Genomic DNA, 16,720 nt, shown 5'->3' on the forward strand with positions numbered 1-16,720 from the left:
TCGGCAGGCCGTACCGGTCGGGGGTCGCGAGAGGACACCCCGCGGCCCAGCACGCTCACGGTGAGACGTGGACGCGGCAGCCAGCCCATCTCGAGCGGGGTGGGTCGTGGTGGTCCACTGCCGTCACGTGTACGACGGTCGGTGGCACCCCGACCCGGCAGATGTCGCCCGCCTCAGGTCGCCCGGCCGGCGGATCGCTCCGGAACAACTCCACGTCCGGTCCCGGTGCCTGTCCGCCGGCGTTCACGCCCATGGCTACGGGCGGAGCCGTTCGCCAGGGAGGGGCCGATGCCCTCAGGCGGTCGGTCGGCAACGGGTCAGCCTGTGGGGGTGGGGCTGGGTCATCACGCCCGTCGAATGCGGATCGGGCCTCGGGCCTTGCCCGGTGCAACCGGATGTCCGCCCTGGGTGATCTCCACCTCTCCCTCGTCGACCAGGTGGCGGGCCGCGAGACGGGCAGGCTCCATCAGGGCGCGCCAGCCGTCGTCGTCCCCTTGATAGGCGGCGCGCGCCGCATCCGACGGGCAGATCGACGCGCCAGGAGCGCGGCGCTGCAGGAGCTTCAGGATCGTTTGCTCCAGGCGCCGAACCGTCTCCCTCCCGGTTTCCGTCATCTCTCCAGTCTCCGCGATCCCCCTGGATTCCGCGCCTGTCCGGTGTTCACGACCGGCCGGCGGGGGCGACCCGCGCCCGTCCTGCCGGATGGAGTGGACATCGCCGAGTTCCCCTGCCTGATCTGCCGGCGACGGCACGCCGAGGTCTGGTCTCGGTGGTTGTCATGCATCCCCCACTGCCCCCGCGCCTCGTTCCCCCCTCGCCCGGTGGTGTTCCCCGGCCCGGACGGCCATGCGGGGAAGCAGATCGACAGAGTCGGCGGAACCTGAAGTCCAGAAGCTGTGGCGACGTGGGAATCCGTTCCGTGCCGGACTGATGCCCCCTGCGGCTTCCAGTTGCATCCGGCCGGTCTGTGACGTGCCCGGCACGAGCGGTCACCGGGCGGGCAGCCCGTTACGACTCATATGGTAGTTCTCGCCCGGGCGGGAGAAGTAGGCCAGCAGGACTCGCTTCACGTTGTTTCCGGTCGTCGTGGCGGACTGGGCGGGGGTGGGGGAGGCGGGTGGTGGTGAGGGCGGTGAGCAGCCGGCCAGGTGGGGCGCGCTCAAAGCGGCGGCTGCTGTCAGCAGCGCGCCGCGCAGAACGGTGCGCCGGCTCGGCAGGGCGGCATGGTGCTGTGGCGTGATCATGGTGGACGGCTCCCGGTGCGCCGTGATGAGCGTTGGGCCGGACGGATGCCCCCGGCGTTCGGGGCACCCGCGGCCGACAGGGGGTGTCTTGCCTTCAGGTGTCCAGGCGGCGCCCGGCGAGCCAGGTGACCATCTCGGGGTCGTGGTGGTCGAAGAACAGGGAACTGCCGGTGTCGAGGGTGGCGATCTGGGCCATCTGCTCGTCAGCGAGGTCGAAGTCGAAGACGTCGATGTTCTCGGCCATCCGCTCGGCGCGTACGGACTTGGGGATGGCGATGACGCCGCGCTGGGTGAGCCAGCGCAGGACGACCTGGGCGACGGACTTGTCGTACGCCTTACCGATCTCGGCGAGCAGCGGGTTGGTGAACAGGTCGTTCTTGCCTTCGGCGAAGCCGCCCCAGGACTGGATCTGCACGCCGTGCTCGCGCATGAGGTCCTGGTAGTCGGCGCGCTGGAAGAAGGGGTGGGTCTCGATCTGGTTGACCTGCGGGGTGATCTCGTTGTTGACGATCAGGTCGATCAGCCGGTCGGGGTAGAAGTTGGCGACGCCGATCGCCTTCGTCAGGCCTTCGCGGTTGAGGGTCTCCATGGCGCGCCACTGGCCGTAGACGTCGCCGAAGGGCTGGTGCATCAGGTACAGGTCGAGGTGGTCCAGGCCCAGCTTGGTCAGGGACGTCTCGAACGCGCGGCGGGTGTTGTCCTGGGCGGGGGCGTCCTGGACCCAGAGCTTGGTGGTGACGAACAGTTCCTCGCGCGGGATGCCGCTGGCCTTGATGGCACGGCCGACGGCTTCCTCGTTGCCGTAGGCCGCGGCGGTGTCCAGCAGGCGGTAGCCGGCCGCCAGGGCCTCGGAGACGGCGCGCTCGGTGTCCTCGGCGGGAATCTGGTAGACGCCGAAGCCGAGGAGCGGCATCTCGACGCCGTTGTTGAGGGTGACGGTCTGCATGAGCGGGATGTCCTTCACTGTGCGGGGGTGGGGGCGTTGGTCAGGGGCGGAGGAGTGCCTTGAGGACCTGGCGGTCGGCCATGCCCCGGTAGGCGTCCGGTGCCCGGTCGAGGGGGGATGTCTGGTCGAAGACGCGGCCGGGGCTGATGGTGCCGTCCAGGACGTCGGCGAGCAGTTCGGGAATGTAGGCGCGGGCGGGGCTGGCGCCGCCGGTCAGGGTGATGTTGCGCATGAACGCGGATGGGCCGATCGGGCCCTGCTCGTGCTGGGGAACGCCCAGGCGGCTGATGGTGCCGCCGTCCAGGACCGCCCCGAGCGCGGTGTCGAGGGCCTGGCGGGTGCCGACCGCCTCGATGACCTTGTCCACGCCGCCGGTCAGTTCGCGGATCCGGGCGATGCCCACCTCGCCGCGCTCGGCGACCACGTCGGTGGCGCCGAACTCACGGCCCAGGCCGGTGCGGGCTTCGTGGCGGCCGGCGAGCACGATCCGCTCGGCCCCGAGCCGCTTGGCGGCGATCACCGCGCACAGGCCGACCGCGCCGTCACCGACCACCAGCACCGCATCCCCGCGGCCGACGCCTGCGGTGACGGCGCCGTGGTGGCCGGTGGTCATCACGTCGGACAGCGCGAGCAGCGACGGCAGCAGCGCGGAGTCGGCGGCCACCGGCAGCTTCACCAGGGTGCCGTCCGCGTGGGGGACGCGTACGGCTTCGCCTTGGCCGCCGTCGACACCGTCGAAGCCGTACCGGCCGCCGTTGCGGCACGAGACGTGCAGGCCCTTGGCGCAGTAGTCGCAGGTGTTGTCGCTGTAGGTGAACGGGGCGACGACCAGATCACCGGCCTTCAGGCTGGTCACGTCCGAACCGGTCTCTTCCACGACGCCGAGGAACTCGTGCCCCATGGGGCGGCCGGCGCCGGTGGCGGGCATCGAGGCGTAGGGCCACAGGTCGCTGCCGCACACGCATGAGGCGAGGACGCGGACCACGGCGTCGGCGGGCTGGACGATCTTCGGGTCGGGCCGGTCCTCGACGCGGACGTCGCCGGCTCCGTACATCACTGCTGCACGCATGAAAGGTGTTGCTCCAAACGAGGGTGGGGGCGCCACGCGACGCGTGGCGTGCTGGGGCGTGGTCAGCGTTCGAGCATGCGGGCCTGGGCCTCGGTGTGGGTGTCGCCGGCGGCAGACGGCAGGGTGGAGAGCTTGTCGAGCTGCTCGGCGGTCAGCGTGACGGCATCGGCGGAGGCGTTCTCCTCGACCCGGCTGACGCGCTTGGTGCCGGGGATCGGGGCGATGGCGTCACCCTGGGCGAGCAGCCAGGCCAGCGCCACCTGACCGGGTGTGGCACCTGCTTCGTCGGCCAGGGCCTTGACCTCGTCGGCGAGCGCCAGGTTGTGCTGGAAGTTCTCGCCCGTGAAGCGCGGATTGTCGCGGCGGAAGTCGTTCTCGTCGAACTGGTCGGTGGAGCGGACGGTGCCGGTCAGGAAGCCGCGGCCCAGCGGGGAGAAGGGCACGAGACCGATGTTCAGCTCCCGCAGGACGGGCAGGACACGGTCCTCGATGCCGCGGGTGAACAGGGAGTACTCGGATTGGACCGCGGTGACCGGCTGGACTGCGTGGGCGCGGCAGATGGTGTCCGGGCCGGCCTCCGAGAGCCCGAAGGCACGCACCTTGCCCGCGTCGATCAGCTCCTTCACGGCGCTGGCGGTCTCCTCGATCGGCGTGTTCGGGTCGACGCGGTGCTGGTAGTAGAGGTCGATGTGGTCGGTGCCCAGGCGCTTGAGGGAGCCCTCGACCGCGGTGCGGATGTTGGCCGGGCCGGAGTCCAGGTTCCACGCGCCGTCGCCGGCGTGCGACACCCGGCCGAACTTGGTGGCCAGCACCACCTGGTCCCGGCGCCCCTTGAGCGCGCGCCCGAGCAGTTCCTCGTTGCTGTAGGGGCCGTAGATCTCGGCGGTGTCGATGAGCGTGACGCCCAGTTCAAGGGCTCGGTGCACGGTCCTGATCGACTCCGCCTCATCGGTGCCCGAGCCGGTGTAGCCGTGGGACATGCCCATCGCACCCAGCCCGATCCGGGAAACCTCCAGGTCACGCAGCTTGATGTACCGCATCTCGCCTTCTTCGCTCGGTGGCGTTGCCCGTCCCCTCGCTCTCGCCCGGCCCAGCAGGTCATGCCGGTCGGACCCTGGCGACACCGAGGGGGGCGGCGTCTTCCTCATCAACCGTCGCTCGGATCGCCCCGGTGTGGCAGGGCGGACTCTTCAGGGGTAATGACAGGGCCACCCTCCCGTCTGCGGCGCGGCGACCCGCCGGGTGAGACTGGGGTCATGGCATCCCAGAGCGCGAACAGCGAGGGCGCCGAGCTGGGCCGCTACCTGCGCGCCCGCCGCACCCAGACCAGCCCCGAGCACGTCGGCCTCACCGTCGGCGCCGGCATCCGCCGCACCCCCGGCCTGCGCCGCGAGGAGCTGGCCACCCTCGCCGGCATCAGCATCGACTACTACGTGCGCCTGGAACGCGGTAAGGAGACCCGCCCCAGTCCCGCCGTCCTCGACTCCCTCGCCCGTGCCCTGCACATGGACGACCAGGAACACCAGCACCTGCGCGAGCTCGCCGCCCGCGCCGCCCGATACGCCCCCGAACCACCCCCCGCCCCCAGCCGCACCGTGCGCCCCCACCTGAAACTGCTGCTGGAATCGCTGCGTCCGAACCCCGCATACGTCATCAGCCGCAGCATGGACATGCTGGCCTGGAACCCCGGCGGCCTCGCCCTGTACGCCGGCCTGGAGGACTGGCCCGCCAAACACCGCAACCTGGCCCGCTACCTCTTCCTCCACCCAGCCTCGCGGAACCTGTTCACCGACTGGGACCGCCAGATCACCGCCTGCGTCGCCCGCCTCCGCGCCACCGCCGGTACCGCTCCGGACGCCCCGGACCTGACCAACCTCGTCGGCGAGCTCCTCCTCAAGAGCCCCGACTTCGCACGGCTGTGGGAACGTTACGAGGTCACGGGCCGCAAGCCCGCACAGAAGACCTTCCACCACCCCCGCGTCGGCTCCATCACGCTCACCTCCCAGTCCATGCATCTGGAAGGCACCCCCGGCCAGCGCATCGGCGTCTACACCGCCGAACCCCGCACCCCTGACCACGACGCCCTGCTCCTGCTCGACATGGCCGCGCCCGACCGGGAAATCCCGCAAGCCTCGCCCTGACCGCCCATTTGCCGGCCTACTTCGGGAGTTTGGAGGTCCGCTCCGGGTGAGCTGCGGTGAGCTACCGCATGGCGGCGCTGTCACTGATCTCGAAGTCCTGAGCGCGTTGAGGTCGCTGCCGGACCTCATGGTCGGCAAGAAGGCCGGCCCGGCCGAGATGGACACCGGCCTGCCGGCCGGCCCGTGGCGGCGGCGCCTGGTGCTCCGTCCGCCGCACCTGGAGCCGGGCACGGCGGACGGGAAGGCCTGCACCTTCTGCTTCTGCGTGCTGGAGCAGTTCCACCGGATGCTGCGGAGCAACCAGGTGTTCGCGAAGAACTCCTCCAGGTGGGGGGATCCGCGGGCGAAGCTGCTGGCCGGTGAGGCGGCGGCGCAGGCCAGGCCGACCGTGCCGGCCCCGCTCGGGCTGCCCGGGGAAGCGGGCGAGCACGGTTCGCCGGGCTGGCTGGCAAGGCCATCAAGGCGCCGTCGATCGCGCAGGCCAGCAGGCCCCGCCGTCGAGTTCCCACGGTGGCGGGGCCTGCGGCAGGTCCGCATCGCAAGGTCGAACAGGCCGCCGGCCGGGTTCCGACCCGCCTGCGGGCGTGTGCCGGCGCGTCGGCCCGTGCCGTCGAAGCGGGCCACGGCGTAGCCCGGCGGTCGCGAGGCTGCCTACGCGGCCACCGCGCCGCTCTGTGCCGCCTTGCGGTGGCGGGCGATCAGCCGCGAGCCGGACTCGCGGCGTGCGGCGCGGCGCAGGAGCGGTACCGCGAGGAGGAGCCCCAGGACCGCCCAGGCCGCGAGGACCAGGGCGACCATGGGCAGTTCCCAAGAGCCGGCCGCCTCGGCGGTCCGTGCCGAGTCCGGGAGCAGCGCCGAACGCAGGCCCTGCGCGATCCACTTGAGCGGAAAGGCTGCGGCCACGTGCTGCACCGGCAGGGGCAGTGCGGTGATCGGGAACACCGTCCCCGAGGTGAGCAGCAGCCCCATCGTGGGCAGCATGATCAACGCCAGGGCCTCGCGGGGGTTGGGCAGTACGGCGCCTATGGCCGCGCCGAGCGGTACGACGGCGAGCAGCCCGAGCGCGGTGACCCACAGCAGCGTCAGCCAGTCGCCCGGCCCGTGCGGCAGTGGCCCGTCCACCAGGAGCGCCCCGGCGACCAGGAGCAGCGCCGGGGTGCCGACCGCCAGGACGACCACCAGCAGGCACTTGGCGACGAGGTAGGCCGGTATCCCGCCGGGCGTGGCGCGCAGCCGCAGCAGGGTGCCCTCCTCCCGCTCGGTCACGAGGATCTGCGGGAGGTTGATCAGCCCGACCTGGAACAGCAGGTAGGCGGCGAAGCCCGCCAGCACCAGATGTGTCATCGGGGTTCGGGTCCCGGGCACGTCGTCGCTGATGTAGGCGGCGACGAGCAGCGCGACGACCACGTTGGTCAGATGGCCGGACATCTCCTTGCCGTTGCGCAGGAGGTGCCGCACCTCGATTCCGCCGCGCTGGAGCCCGGCACGCCAGCTGTTCGTCATGTTCGTCATGTTGTCCCCCCTCATGCGGCCGGCGCCTCCTGGTCCGCGTCCCTGTGCGTGCCGTTGACTTCGTCCGTGCCGTCGGCCTCCCGGTGCACCATGTGCAGGTAGGTGTCCTCCAGCGTCGGACGGCGGACCTCCAGGTCGGCGATCGGGCCGTCCGCGTGCCGGTGAAGGTCCCAGACCAGCCGTGAGGGGTCTTCTGTGCGTTCGCGGCGGGGCGTCCCGTCATCGGCCGTCCAGCGGACCTCGGCCTGGGCGGCGGCTCGCCGGGCCAGTTCCGCGGGTGTGCCGCAGGCCCGGATCCGGCCGCCGACCAGCATGGCGATCCGGTCGGCGAGCCGCTCGGCCTCCGCCAGGTCGTGGGTGGTGAGCAGGACGGTGACGCCCTCGTCGCGGGCCAGCTGTTCGACCAAGACGTGGAACTCGTGCCGCGCCTGAGGGTCGAAGCCGGTGGTCGGCTCGTCGAGGAAGAGGAGTTCGGGGCGGCCGACGATGCCGAGCGCGACGTCGAGGCGCCGGCGCTGGCCTCCGGACAGCCGGTGCACCTGCCGGCCGGCCTGGTCCGTGAGGCCGACCAGGGCCAGCAGTTCGGCCGGGTCGCGCGGATCGGGGTAGTAGGTCGCGAAGTGGGTCAGCAGCTCGGCGACCCGCCAGCGGCGGTGGTCTCGCCAGGGCTGCAGGACCAGGCCGATCCGGGCTCGCCACGCGTCACCGCCCCGCTCGGGATCCGTACCGAGGACGCTCACCTTCCCGCTGGAGCGCTGCCGGAAGCCTTCCAGGATCTCGACAGTGGTGGTCTTCCCCGCGCCGTTGGGCCCGAGCAGCGCGAAGACCTCGCCGCGGTGGACGTCCAGATCGACACCGCCCAGAACGTCGACATCACCGTACGCCATGGTCAGATCGCGTACCTGGATCACAGGCTGGACGTCGGCTCGCCCGAACGCCGTCATCGGCCCGCCTCCGCGTGGGGCTGCTGTTGTGCCGCCCCGATCGCGGGTCCGGCGCTGTCGACGATGACGCGGAGTGCCGCCACATGTCCCTCGAAGGCGGTGCGGCCGCGGTCCGTCAGCCGTACCTTCGTACGGCGGTTGCGGCCGCCGCCCTCCTTCTGGATCTCCAGGTATCCAGCCGCCTCCAAGGTGTGCAGCTGCTTGGAGAGCGCGGAGTCGCTGAGCGAGAGGCTGTCTCGGACGAACGCGAACTCCGCCCACTCGGTGGCGGCGAGCAGCGCGACCACCGACAGTCGGGTGGCGGGGTGGATCATCTCGTCGAAACCCGCGGGGGTGCTCATCGGCCCGCCTCCTCGGCGGCCGCCGGTTCGCCGCCGCTCCGCACAGAATCGGCCGCCCACCGGTTGGCGGGACCGAGGGAGAGCAGGTACACAGCCACCGCGGCCGTGGCCTGGATGGGGGCGGCGTAGATCGGCTCCAGTGACTCGGTCAGGTGGTCCGACAGCACGATCGTCCCGCCGACCAGCACCGCCGCCACACCGAACGCGGCCCACATACGCCCGGGGCAGCGAGTGTGGTGCAGTTGCATCCGACTCCTGCGGCTGCTCGTCACGACCAGCACGCTCAACAGGCCGACGTAGGCGGCCACGAACAGGCCGACGCCCCACTGGGGCAGGTCCATGCCGACGCCGGCAAGGAACACCCACATGAGCGCGGCCGTGCCGTGGGTCATGCCGCGCCCGCCGGACGCGGAGCGCTCGAACTCGTCGTACACCCGCTCCTGCGGCACTCGGATGCGCTGGAGATCCTGCCATGCCTGTTCGGCATCCACCCGCATGCTCACGGCCATCGCCCTCCCGTCCCCGATTACTTTCCTGCAAGGAAAGTTACTCTCGGCTTTCCTGATAGGCAAGTCGAAGGTCTGTCGGTACCGGGAGCTGGAGCCGCGACGGTCACGACGGTCACGACGGTCAGGCCACGGTCACCAGCCGCTCGTTCCGCCGGTCCCGCGGCACGAAGCGCACCCGCGGATGCCCGTGGTTACAGCCCACCGCCAACCGCAGGCCACGCCGCGCCCTCCACCTGCCGCCAGGTCACGCGCGTAGGCAGTCCTACAGCCGGCTCCCCATCGGCCGGCCGAGCGCTGTTGACGTGCGGACCGAGTGTGCCCGGCCGTCGTCGGTGACGACGGCCGGGCACGTGCTCCATGGTCCGTGCTCCGTGCTCCGTGCTCCGTGCTCCGTGCTCCGTGCTCCGTGCTCCGTGCGAAGTGTCAGGGAAGGGTCCACTTCTGGTTGGGGCCGGTGTGGCAGGTCCACAGGTGGACGGCGGTGCCGTCGTTCCAGACGCCGCCCGAGGCGTCGAGACACTTGCCCGACTGCGGATTGCGGACGGTCCCGTTCGCCTGGGGTTCCCACTTCTGGGCGCCGGTGCCGTTGCACGTCCACAGCTGGATCCTCGTGCCGTCGGCGCTGCCGCCCCCCGACACGTCCAGGCACTTGCCCAGAGCCTTCACCGTGCTGTCGGCCGCGACGGTCCAGCGCTGTGCGGCCGTGCTGTTGCAGGTCCACAGTTGGACCTTCGTGCCGTCGGCGGTCTGTGAGTTGTCGACGTCCAGGCACTTGCCGCCGACGCCTCTCACCTCGCCCGTGCGGGGGTCCGGCTGCTGCCCGCCCCGGTGGTCGACGCGGATGTTGCGGAAGGACACGTCGTCGCCGTCACCGTGGTTCTGGATGCCGATGTGTCCCTGTCGCAGGCTGCGGACCGGGTCGGTGTTCGTGAAGTCGTTGATCTTGCGCCCGTTGAGGAAGACTTCCAGTCGTTCGCCGGTGACGCGTAGTTCGTACGTGTTCCACTCGCCCGGCGGGTTCAGCGCCGCGTCCCGGGCCGGGATGTCGGAGGACCGGTAGCCGTAGACGGAACCGGTGGTGCGGTCGGGGCTGTCGGTGGCGTCGATCTGGACCTCGTAGCCGTTGTTCACCGCTGACCAGGGGTCATCGGAGGCCGGGAAGCCGAGGAATATCCCGGAATTGTCGTCTCCGGACATCTTCCAGTCGAGCTTCACGGAGTAGTCGCCGGTGAACTCCCGGCCGGCGTACCAGAGCATCCCCAGACCGCCCTGCGAGGTGAGGGTTCCGTCCGCGAGGGTGAAGCCGCCGGGGCCGGCCTGGCGCCAGCCGGTCGTGGACGAGCCGTCGAAGAGGCTGGTGTAGCCGGTCTCGGGACGGCAGTCCGCCTCGGTCATTCCCGCGGCCCAGCGGATGCCGCCCAGGAGGTGACGCCGGAAGGCGGGGTCGGAGTACGACTCGTCCGTGTGGCCGCCTCCGGTGTAGAAGGCGCGGCCGCCCTGGTAGTCCTTGCACCAGGCGATCGGATGGTCACCCCCCATGGTGCCGCCGGAGTAGCTGGACTCGTCGAGCGAGGCGAGGACGCGGGCGGAGGTGCGGGGGTTGGTGCGGTAGTTGTACCACTCGTCGGTGCGCTGCCAGCCGGTGCCCAGGTGCGCGGTGGCGTCGTGGGCCCGGTCCTCCACCTTCACGGTGGCGGGCTGGATCGCCGGGTGCGAGTGGAACAGGGCGCCGGCCAGACCACTGTAGAAGGGCCATTCGTACTCGGTGTCGGCGGCGGCGTGGATGCCGACGTATCCGCCGCCGCCCTGGATGTACTGCTCGAAGACGGTCTGCTGAGCACCGTCGAGGACGTCGCCCGTCGTGGAGAGGAAGACGACGGCCTTGTACTGGGCGAGGTTGCCGCCGGTGAACGTCTGGGCGTCCTCGGTCGCGTCGACGGTGAAGTTGTTCGCTGCACCGAGGCCACGAAGGGCCGCGATGCCGTCGTCGATCGAGGAGTGCCGGAAGCCTGCGGTCCGGGAGAAGACGAGGATCTTGTAGGCGGGGTCGGCCGCCGGGACCGCCGTGGCCACGGTCTCCCCGGAGTACGAGGTCGTGTGCGGGGCGGCGGGCAGGGCCGCCGCCTGAGGGGCCAGGGCCAGGGCCAGGACGGCACCGGCGACGAGACCGACGAGCGTGCGCAGGGGGGTGAGCGTGCGTGGACGCATGGGGTCGCCCTCTCTTCTACGGCTGCGGTTGCGGGTCACGGAAGGGTCCACTTCTGGTTCGGGCCGGTGTGGCAGGTCCACAGGTGGACGGCGGTGCCGTCGTTCCAGACGCCGCCCGAGGCGTCGAGACACTTGCCCGACTGCGGATTGCGGACCGTGCCGTCGGTCTGCGGGGCCCAGCTCTGCGCGGCGGTTCCGTTGCAGGTCCAGAGCTGGATCCTGGTGCCGTCGGCGCTGCCGCCGCCGGACACGTCCAGGCACTTGCCCAGAGCCTGCATCGTGTTGTCGCTCGCCACGGTCCAGCGCTGTGCGGTGCTGGAGTTGCACGTCCACAGCTGGACTTTCGTGCCGTCGGCGGTCTGGGCGTTGTCGATGTCCAGGCACTTGCCGCCGACGCCTCTGACCTCGCCCGAGCCCGAGCCGGCGAGGGCGGTGGCGAAGGAGAACTCGTCGATGTCGAAGAGGGAGCCGCTGCCGCCCTTGAAGACGAGGTACAGCGTCGTCGATCCGGCCGGGCCCCCGGCGAGCGGCGCGGTCACGTCCTCGAACGTCTCCCACCCGCCGGTGACCGGGACGGTGGCCGTCCCGAGGAGGGTCCCGGTGGGGGAACCGGCCCGGACCTCGATCGTGCCGCCCGCTCCTGCGGAGGAGACGCGCGCGGTGAGCCGGGTGACGTTGCCGAGGGCGTACGGCGTGAAGGAGATCCAGTCGCCGTTGTCGATGTAGCCGACGGTCCTGCCGCCGTGGGCGGGGGTGTGGGTGACCACCTGGACACCGGCGGAGGCACCGTAGTGCTCGGCCTGCCGGTGGGTGGGCTGGGTGAGGTGCTGGTCGTGCGTCGTCAGCGCGGGCTGGCCGTTCGCGCCCCTGTCCGTGTACTCGGCGTCGACGACGCCGAAGATGTTGGCGTTGGGGTCGTGCTCGCCGTCCGCCAGGGTCCGCAGAGTGCCGGTGCAGCCGGTGGTGGATGTCTGCGGATGGCCGTGGCTGTCGTGCCCGACGACGAAGGTGATCTTGACTCTGGAGCAGTCGACGGTGCCGTCCTCCGGATCGGTGACCGTCACCTTGAACGGGATCGCGGCGCCGAAGTCGTAGACGCTGCCGTCGACAGGCAGTTCGAGGCGGACCGTGGGGGCCGTGTTGCCGACGGTGATCCGGACCGAGGCCGTGGCGGACTTGCCGGTGACGTCGGTGACCTTCAGCGTCGCGGTGTACTGCCCGTCGGCCGTGTAGGTGTGGGAGGGCGAGGCGGCGGTGGACGTGCCGCCGTCACCGAAAGCCCAGGCATGGGTGAGTTGCCCGCCCTCGGGGTCGGCGCTCCCGGCGGAGGAGAAGGCGACGGTCAGAGGGCCGGTGCCGGAGGTCTTGTCGGCGGTGGCCTGAGCGGTCGGGGCGAGGCCGTCCGTGACGTGCTCGATCCGGTACAGGGCGGAATTCTGGTCCCCGCTGAAGTAGCCGGTGCCGTAGTCGAGGACGTACAGGGCGCCGTCCTGGCCGAAGGCCATGTCCATGACCTGGGTGCCGGTCCAGGGGAACGCGTTGATGGACTGGACGGTGCCCGAGCCGTCGGAGGTGATCCGCTTGATCCAGCGGCGGCCGAACTCGCCGGCGAAGTAGTCTCCGTCGTACTCCTGCGGGAACTTCACCTTCGAGGTGGAGGCGGCGTCGTAGCGGTAGACCGGGCCGCCCATCGGGGACTCCGAGCCGTTGCCGAACTCCGGTACCGAGCCGCCGTCGTAGGGGATCCAGGCGGGCTGGGCGGGCGGCAGGTCGGTGAGGCCGGTGTTGTTCGGCGAGGTGTTCCTCGGGGCGGCGCAGTTGAAGGAGGAGCCGGAGGACCCGGAGGCGAAGTCGTAGTCGACGTAGGCGGCGTTGTTGCCGGTGCAGTACGGCCAGCCGTAGTTGCCCGCTTGGGTGATCCGGTTGAACTCCACCTGGCCGGCGGGGCCCCGGGCGGGGCTGGCGCTTCCGGCGTCAGGGCCGTAGTCACCGAGATGGACGGTGCCGGTGGCCTTGTCGACGCTCATGCGGAAGGGGTTGCGGAAGCCCATCGCGTAGATCTCGGGGCGGGTCCTGGCGGTGCCCGGGGCGAAGAGGTTCCCGGCCGGGCTCGTGTACGACCCGTCGGCGGCGACCTTGATGCGCAGGACCTTGCCGCGCAGATCGTTGGTGTTGCCCGCGGAACGCTGGGCGTCGAACGCGGGGTTCCGGGAGGGGCGCTCGTCGATGGGGGTGTAGCTGTCCGAGGCGAACGGATTGGTGTCGTCGCCCGTCGACAGGTACAGGTTGCCGGCCGCGTCGAAGTCGATGTCGCCGCCGACGTGGCAGCAGATGCCGCGGGACGCGGGGACGTCGAGGATCTTCTTCTCGCTCGCCGTGTCCAGGGTGCCGTCGGCCCTGAGGACGAAGCGCGAGAGCCGGTTGACCCCGTCGTACGGGGCGAAATCGGTGGTCGTGCCGTTGCCGGGGGCGTCGCCGCCCGGGGTGGCGAGCTTGGGGGCGTAGTAGAGGAACACGTGTCGGTTGGAGGAGAAGCCGGGATCCACGGCGATGCCCTGGAGGCCCTCTTCGTCGTGGCTGTACACCTCGACCTTGCCCGCCACCGACGTCGTGCCCGCCGCGTTCGTCAGGCGGAGGGTTCCGTCGCGGGACGTGTGCAGCACGGAGCGGTCCGGCAGCACGGCCAGCGTCATCGGTTCACCCGTCTCGGCCACGCCCTTGGCGAGCGTGACCTGCTGGAACTCCGGAGCCGCCGCGCGGGCGGCCGTCTCGTGGAGCGGCGGCGAGGCGGCGGCGGGGAAGACCGGGAGCAGGAATCCGACGGTGCAGGCGAGGGCGGTCAGGAAACGGACGCGCTGGTGTCCGGGCGTTCTCGTGCGCACAGAAGATCTCCCGAAGTGAAGGGGGGTGACGGCCGGTCGCGCCGGGCCGCCGGGGGGTCTACGGGCGCGCGCCGTCACGCCGTAGCGACCGACCCGTCGCCTTATGACCGGTTCATTTCAAGGAAGCTAGCGCGCTTTGTCGGAGTCCGTAACCCGGGCCGCACAACTCCCCGCCACTTTTCCCAGGTTCGGGACAAAGCATGGACGGTGTCGACGGAAGTCCCTACTCTGTCGGGCGCGGCGGTCTGGGGCGCTCACAACTCCCCATCCTCCGGCTCTACTTGACCGGGACGACGGCGCGCCCCGGCTGCGATGGATCCCCCGCTCGCCCGAACGAACCCCTCTCCCGAGGGGCCCGTCAGGAGGTCACGTGCATCCACAGCCGCATTCCCGCCGACCGCGCCGCAGCCTGGCCGGAACGCTTCTCGTCTCCCTCCTCACCCTTGGCCTGTCCGGCCTGACGGCCGCACCGGCCCCCGCCGACGAGGCCGCCCTGCCACCGCAGCAACCCGGCGTCACCCTGCGGGTCTTCGACGTCCAGGTCCCGCTCAACGACATCTGCGCCCTGAAGCCGGGCCAGACACCCAACATCGACAAGCTGATGCCCGTCGTCGACTGGACCTCCCCCACCGACTTCGGCCTCGACACCAACTTCGTCACGCACGCCGTCGGCAATCTGCACGCCCCCGCCACCGGCGCCCACACCCTCCGGCTCACCAGCGACGACGGCTCCCGTCTCTGGATCGACGACCAGTTGGTCATCGACCACGGCGGTCTGCACGGACCCGAACCCAAGGAGGCCACCGTCGCCCTGACGGCCGGCCACCACGCGCTGCGCATCGAGCACTTCGAGCGCGGCGGCGGCGAACAGCTGACGCTGGCCTGGAAGCCGCCCGGCGCCGCTGCCTTCACCGTCGTGCCGAACTCGGCCCTCAGCACCGACGCCGACGTCGTCCGCGTGACAGCGCCCGGGCGCAAGGAGTGCGAGTCCGGCACGGACTCGCCCGGCGACGGCCTCCCCCTCGCCGGCGTGCACCCGAACTACACCCTCACCGACCTCCGGCCCCCGGGCTTCGAACCGCAGGTGTCCGCCATGGACTGGCTGCCGGACGGCCGACTGGCCGTGACCACATGGGGTGGCAGCAACAACACGTCGGGCGAGGTCTACCTGCTGTCGAACGTCACGGGCAGCACCGGGCCCGGCCGGGTGACGTACAAGAAGATCGCCTCGGGCCTCAAGGAGCCCATGGGAATCAAGTACGTCGAAGGCAAGCTCTACGTGTCGCAGAAGCACGAACTGACCGAACTGAACGACACCGACGGGAACGAGGTCACCGACCAGTACCGCAGGGTCGCGACGTGGCCCTTCGGTGGCAACTTCCACGAGTTCGGCTTCGGACTCCTCTACAAGGACGGGTTCTTCTACCTCAACCTGTCGGTCTCGATCAACTACGGCGGAGCGACCACGGACCCCCAGCCCGCGTCGAACCGGGGCACCACCATCAAAGTGAACCGCCAGAGCGGCGAGGTCTCCTACGTCGCGGGCGGGCTGCGCACCCCCAACGGCATCGGATGGGGTCCCGAGGGCGGCATCTTCGTCACCGACAACCAGGGCGGCTGGCTGCCCTCGTCAAAGCTCCTGCACATCAAGCAGGGCCGCTTCTTCAACCACTACACCAACCCCGACGGCCCCTTCGACAACCAGCCCGTCACCAGGCCGGTGCTCTGGCTGCCGCAGAACGAGATCGCCAACTCACCCAGCACACCTCTGCAGTTGACCGAGGGGCCCTTCGCCGGCCAGATGCTCTTCGGTGATGTCACCTACGGCGGGATATAGCGCGCCTACCTGGAGAAGGTGGGCGGCGAGTACCAGGGCGCGGTCTTCCGGCTCACCCAGGGTCTGGAAGCGGGCGTCACGCGGATCAGTGTCGGCCCGGACGGCGCGCTCTACGCCGGCGGACTCGGCGCGGGCGGCAACTGGGGCCAGGAGGGCAAGCTCGCCCACGGTCTCCAGAAGCTCACACCCAACGGCGCCGACGCCTTCGACATCCGCGCCATGCGGGCCGTGCCCGGCGGCTTCGCGCTCGAGTACACCCAGCCGCTGTCCACCCAGACCGCCGCCGACCTCGTCGAGCACTACAAGGTCAAGCAGTGGCGGTACGTTCCGACCGCCGACTACGGCGGCCCCAAGGTCGACGAGGAGACCCTCGCCGTCCAGTCAGCCACCCTCTCGGCCGACGGCCGCACGGTCACCCTCGCGATCCCGGGTCTGAAGGCCGACCGAGTCGTTCACGTCCGCTCACCACGCCCCTTCAGCTCGGCCGGCGGCGAGTCACTGTGGAGCACGGAGGCGTGGTACACGCTCAACCGGCTGCCCGGCGCCGGCGCGGGGACGGGCGAGGTGAAGGGCGTCAACGGAAAGTGCCTGGACGTCGACAACTCGCTGACGGCGGACGGTACGAAGATCCAGCTGTGGACCTGCAACGGCACAGCCGCCCAGCGCTGGACCGTATCCGGCGACGGGACCGCGAAGGTGCTCGGCAAGTGTCTGGACGTGTCCGACGGCGGCAGCGCCGACGGCACCAGGGTGCAGCTGTGGACCTGCAACGGCACGGGCGCCCAGCAGTGGGCGCCGCAGGCCGACGGGACGCTCCGCAACCCGCGGTCCGGCAAGTGCCTGGACGCCTCCGGCGGGGTGTGGAACGACGGCACCGCCGTCCATCTGTGGACCTGCCACACCGGACCGAACCAGAAGTGGACACTGCCGTGACCGCGCCCACGCGGTGACCTGACGGGGAGGTGGGGGGGGGGGGGGGGGGGGGGGGGGGGGGGGGGGGAGGAGAGGGGGGGGGGGGGGGGGGGGGGGGGGGGAAGAACGAGGAGAGAGAGGGCGGAGCGGCCAGAGCCAACGCGGACATCGCGGA

The 16,720-nt window shown here is 70.9% G+C and carries 12 protein-coding genes and 2 pseudogenes; 3 read left to right on the forward strand and 11 right to left on the reverse strand.

Features of this window, described 5'->3' with window-relative positions:
- Positions 1–344 precede the first annotated feature (344 nt).
- The 5 genes from ACZ4XX_RS33405 to ACZ4XX_RS33425 form a co-directional block, all read right to left on the reverse strand.
- Complete coding sequence (locus ACZ4XX_RS33405) at positions 345–614, reverse strand: DUF3253 domain-containing protein (RefSeq protein WP_468511606.1); 270 nt, start codon at positions 612–614, stop codon at positions 345–347.
- A gap of 375 nt (positions 615–989) precedes the next feature.
- The gene (locus tag ACZ4XX_RS33410; RefSeq protein ID WP_468511607.1) at positions 990–1,244 is read right to left on the reverse strand and encodes a hypothetical protein; all 255 of its coding nucleotides are present in this window, start codon (positions 1,242–1,244) and stop codon (positions 990–992) included.
- A 94-nt stretch (positions 1,245–1,338) separates the two neighbouring features.
- On the reverse strand, positions 1,339–2,190 hold the full coding sequence (locus ACZ4XX_RS33415; protein WP_468511608.1) for an aldo/keto reductase: 852 nt from the start codon (positions 2,188–2,190) through the stop codon (positions 1,339–1,341).
- A 40-nt stretch (positions 2,191–2,230) separates the two neighbouring features.
- Positions 2,231–3,259, reverse strand: a complete 1,029-nt coding sequence (locus tag ACZ4XX_RS33420) for a zinc-binding dehydrogenase (protein WP_468511609.1) — start codon at positions 3,257–3,259, stop codon at positions 2,231–2,233.
- 62 nt (positions 3,260–3,321) lie between these two features.
- A complete protein-coding gene (locus tag ACZ4XX_RS33425) occupies positions 3,322–4,299 on the reverse strand; it encodes an aldo/keto reductase (RefSeq protein ID WP_468511610.1) in 978 nt (325 codons plus the stop codon).
- A gap of 216 nt (positions 4,300–4,515) precedes the next feature.
- On the opposite strand from ACZ4XX_RS33425, the gene ACZ4XX_RS33430 reads away from it, so the two are divergent.
- Positions 4,516–5,400, forward strand: a complete 885-nt coding sequence (locus ACZ4XX_RS33430) for a helix-turn-helix transcriptional regulator (protein WP_468511611.1) — start codon at positions 4,516–4,518, stop codon at positions 5,398–5,400.
- A 94-nt stretch (positions 5,401–5,494) separates the two neighbouring features.
- Positions 5,495–5,830: pseudogene (locus tag ACZ4XX_RS33435) on the forward strand (Tn3 family transposase); the annotation flags it as partial.
- 221 nt (positions 5,831–6,051) lie between these two features.
- Here ACZ4XX_RS33435 and ACZ4XX_RS33440 read toward each other — a convergent pair.
- The 6 genes from ACZ4XX_RS33440 to ACZ4XX_RS33465 all read right to left on the reverse strand — a co-directional run bounded on the left by ACZ4XX_RS33440 (position 6,052) and on the right by ACZ4XX_RS33465 (position 13,796).
- Positions 6,052–6,903, reverse strand: coding sequence for an ABC transporter permease (locus ACZ4XX_RS33440; protein WP_468511620.1), 852 nt, complete (start codon positions 6,901–6,903; stop codon positions 6,052–6,054).
- Between the two features lie 20 nt (positions 6,904–6,923).
- Complete coding sequence (locus ACZ4XX_RS33445; protein ID WP_468511612.1) at positions 6,924–7,856, reverse strand: ABC transporter ATP-binding protein; 933 nt, start codon at positions 7,854–7,856, stop codon at positions 6,924–6,926.
- Complete coding sequence (locus ACZ4XX_RS33450; protein WP_468511613.1) at positions 7,853–8,197, reverse strand: transcriptional regulator; 345 nt, start codon at positions 8,195–8,197, stop codon at positions 7,853–7,855. The genes ACZ4XX_RS33445 and ACZ4XX_RS33450 overlap by 4 nt, the downstream gene beginning before the upstream one ends.
- The gene (locus ACZ4XX_RS33455; RefSeq protein ID WP_468511614.1) at positions 8,194–8,706 is read right to left on the reverse strand and encodes a hypothetical protein; all 513 of its coding nucleotides are present in this window, start codon (positions 8,704–8,706) and stop codon (positions 8,194–8,196) included. Before ACZ4XX_RS33455 ends, ACZ4XX_RS33450 begins: the two co-directional genes overlap by 4 nt.
- A 423-nt stretch (positions 8,707–9,129) precedes the next feature.
- On the reverse strand, positions 9,130–10,914 hold the full coding sequence (locus tag ACZ4XX_RS33460; RefSeq protein WP_468511615.1) for a ThuA domain-containing protein: 1,785 nt from the start codon (positions 10,912–10,914) through the stop codon (positions 9,130–9,132).
- Positions 10,915–10,949: 35 nt separating this feature from the next.
- Positions 10,950–13,796, reverse strand: a complete 2,847-nt coding sequence (locus ACZ4XX_RS33465) for a PQQ-dependent sugar dehydrogenase (RefSeq protein WP_468511616.1) — start codon at positions 13,794–13,796, stop codon at positions 10,950–10,952.
- Positions 13,797–14,166: 370 nt separating this feature from the next.
- Between ACZ4XX_RS33465 and ACZ4XX_RS33470 the strand changes: the two are divergent.
- Positions 14,167–16,566, forward strand: a pseudogene (locus ACZ4XX_RS33470) (lectin).
- Positions 16,567–16,720: the final 154 nt, after the last annotated feature.

The organism is Streptomyces sp. NPDC029956 (assembly GCF_055574655.1).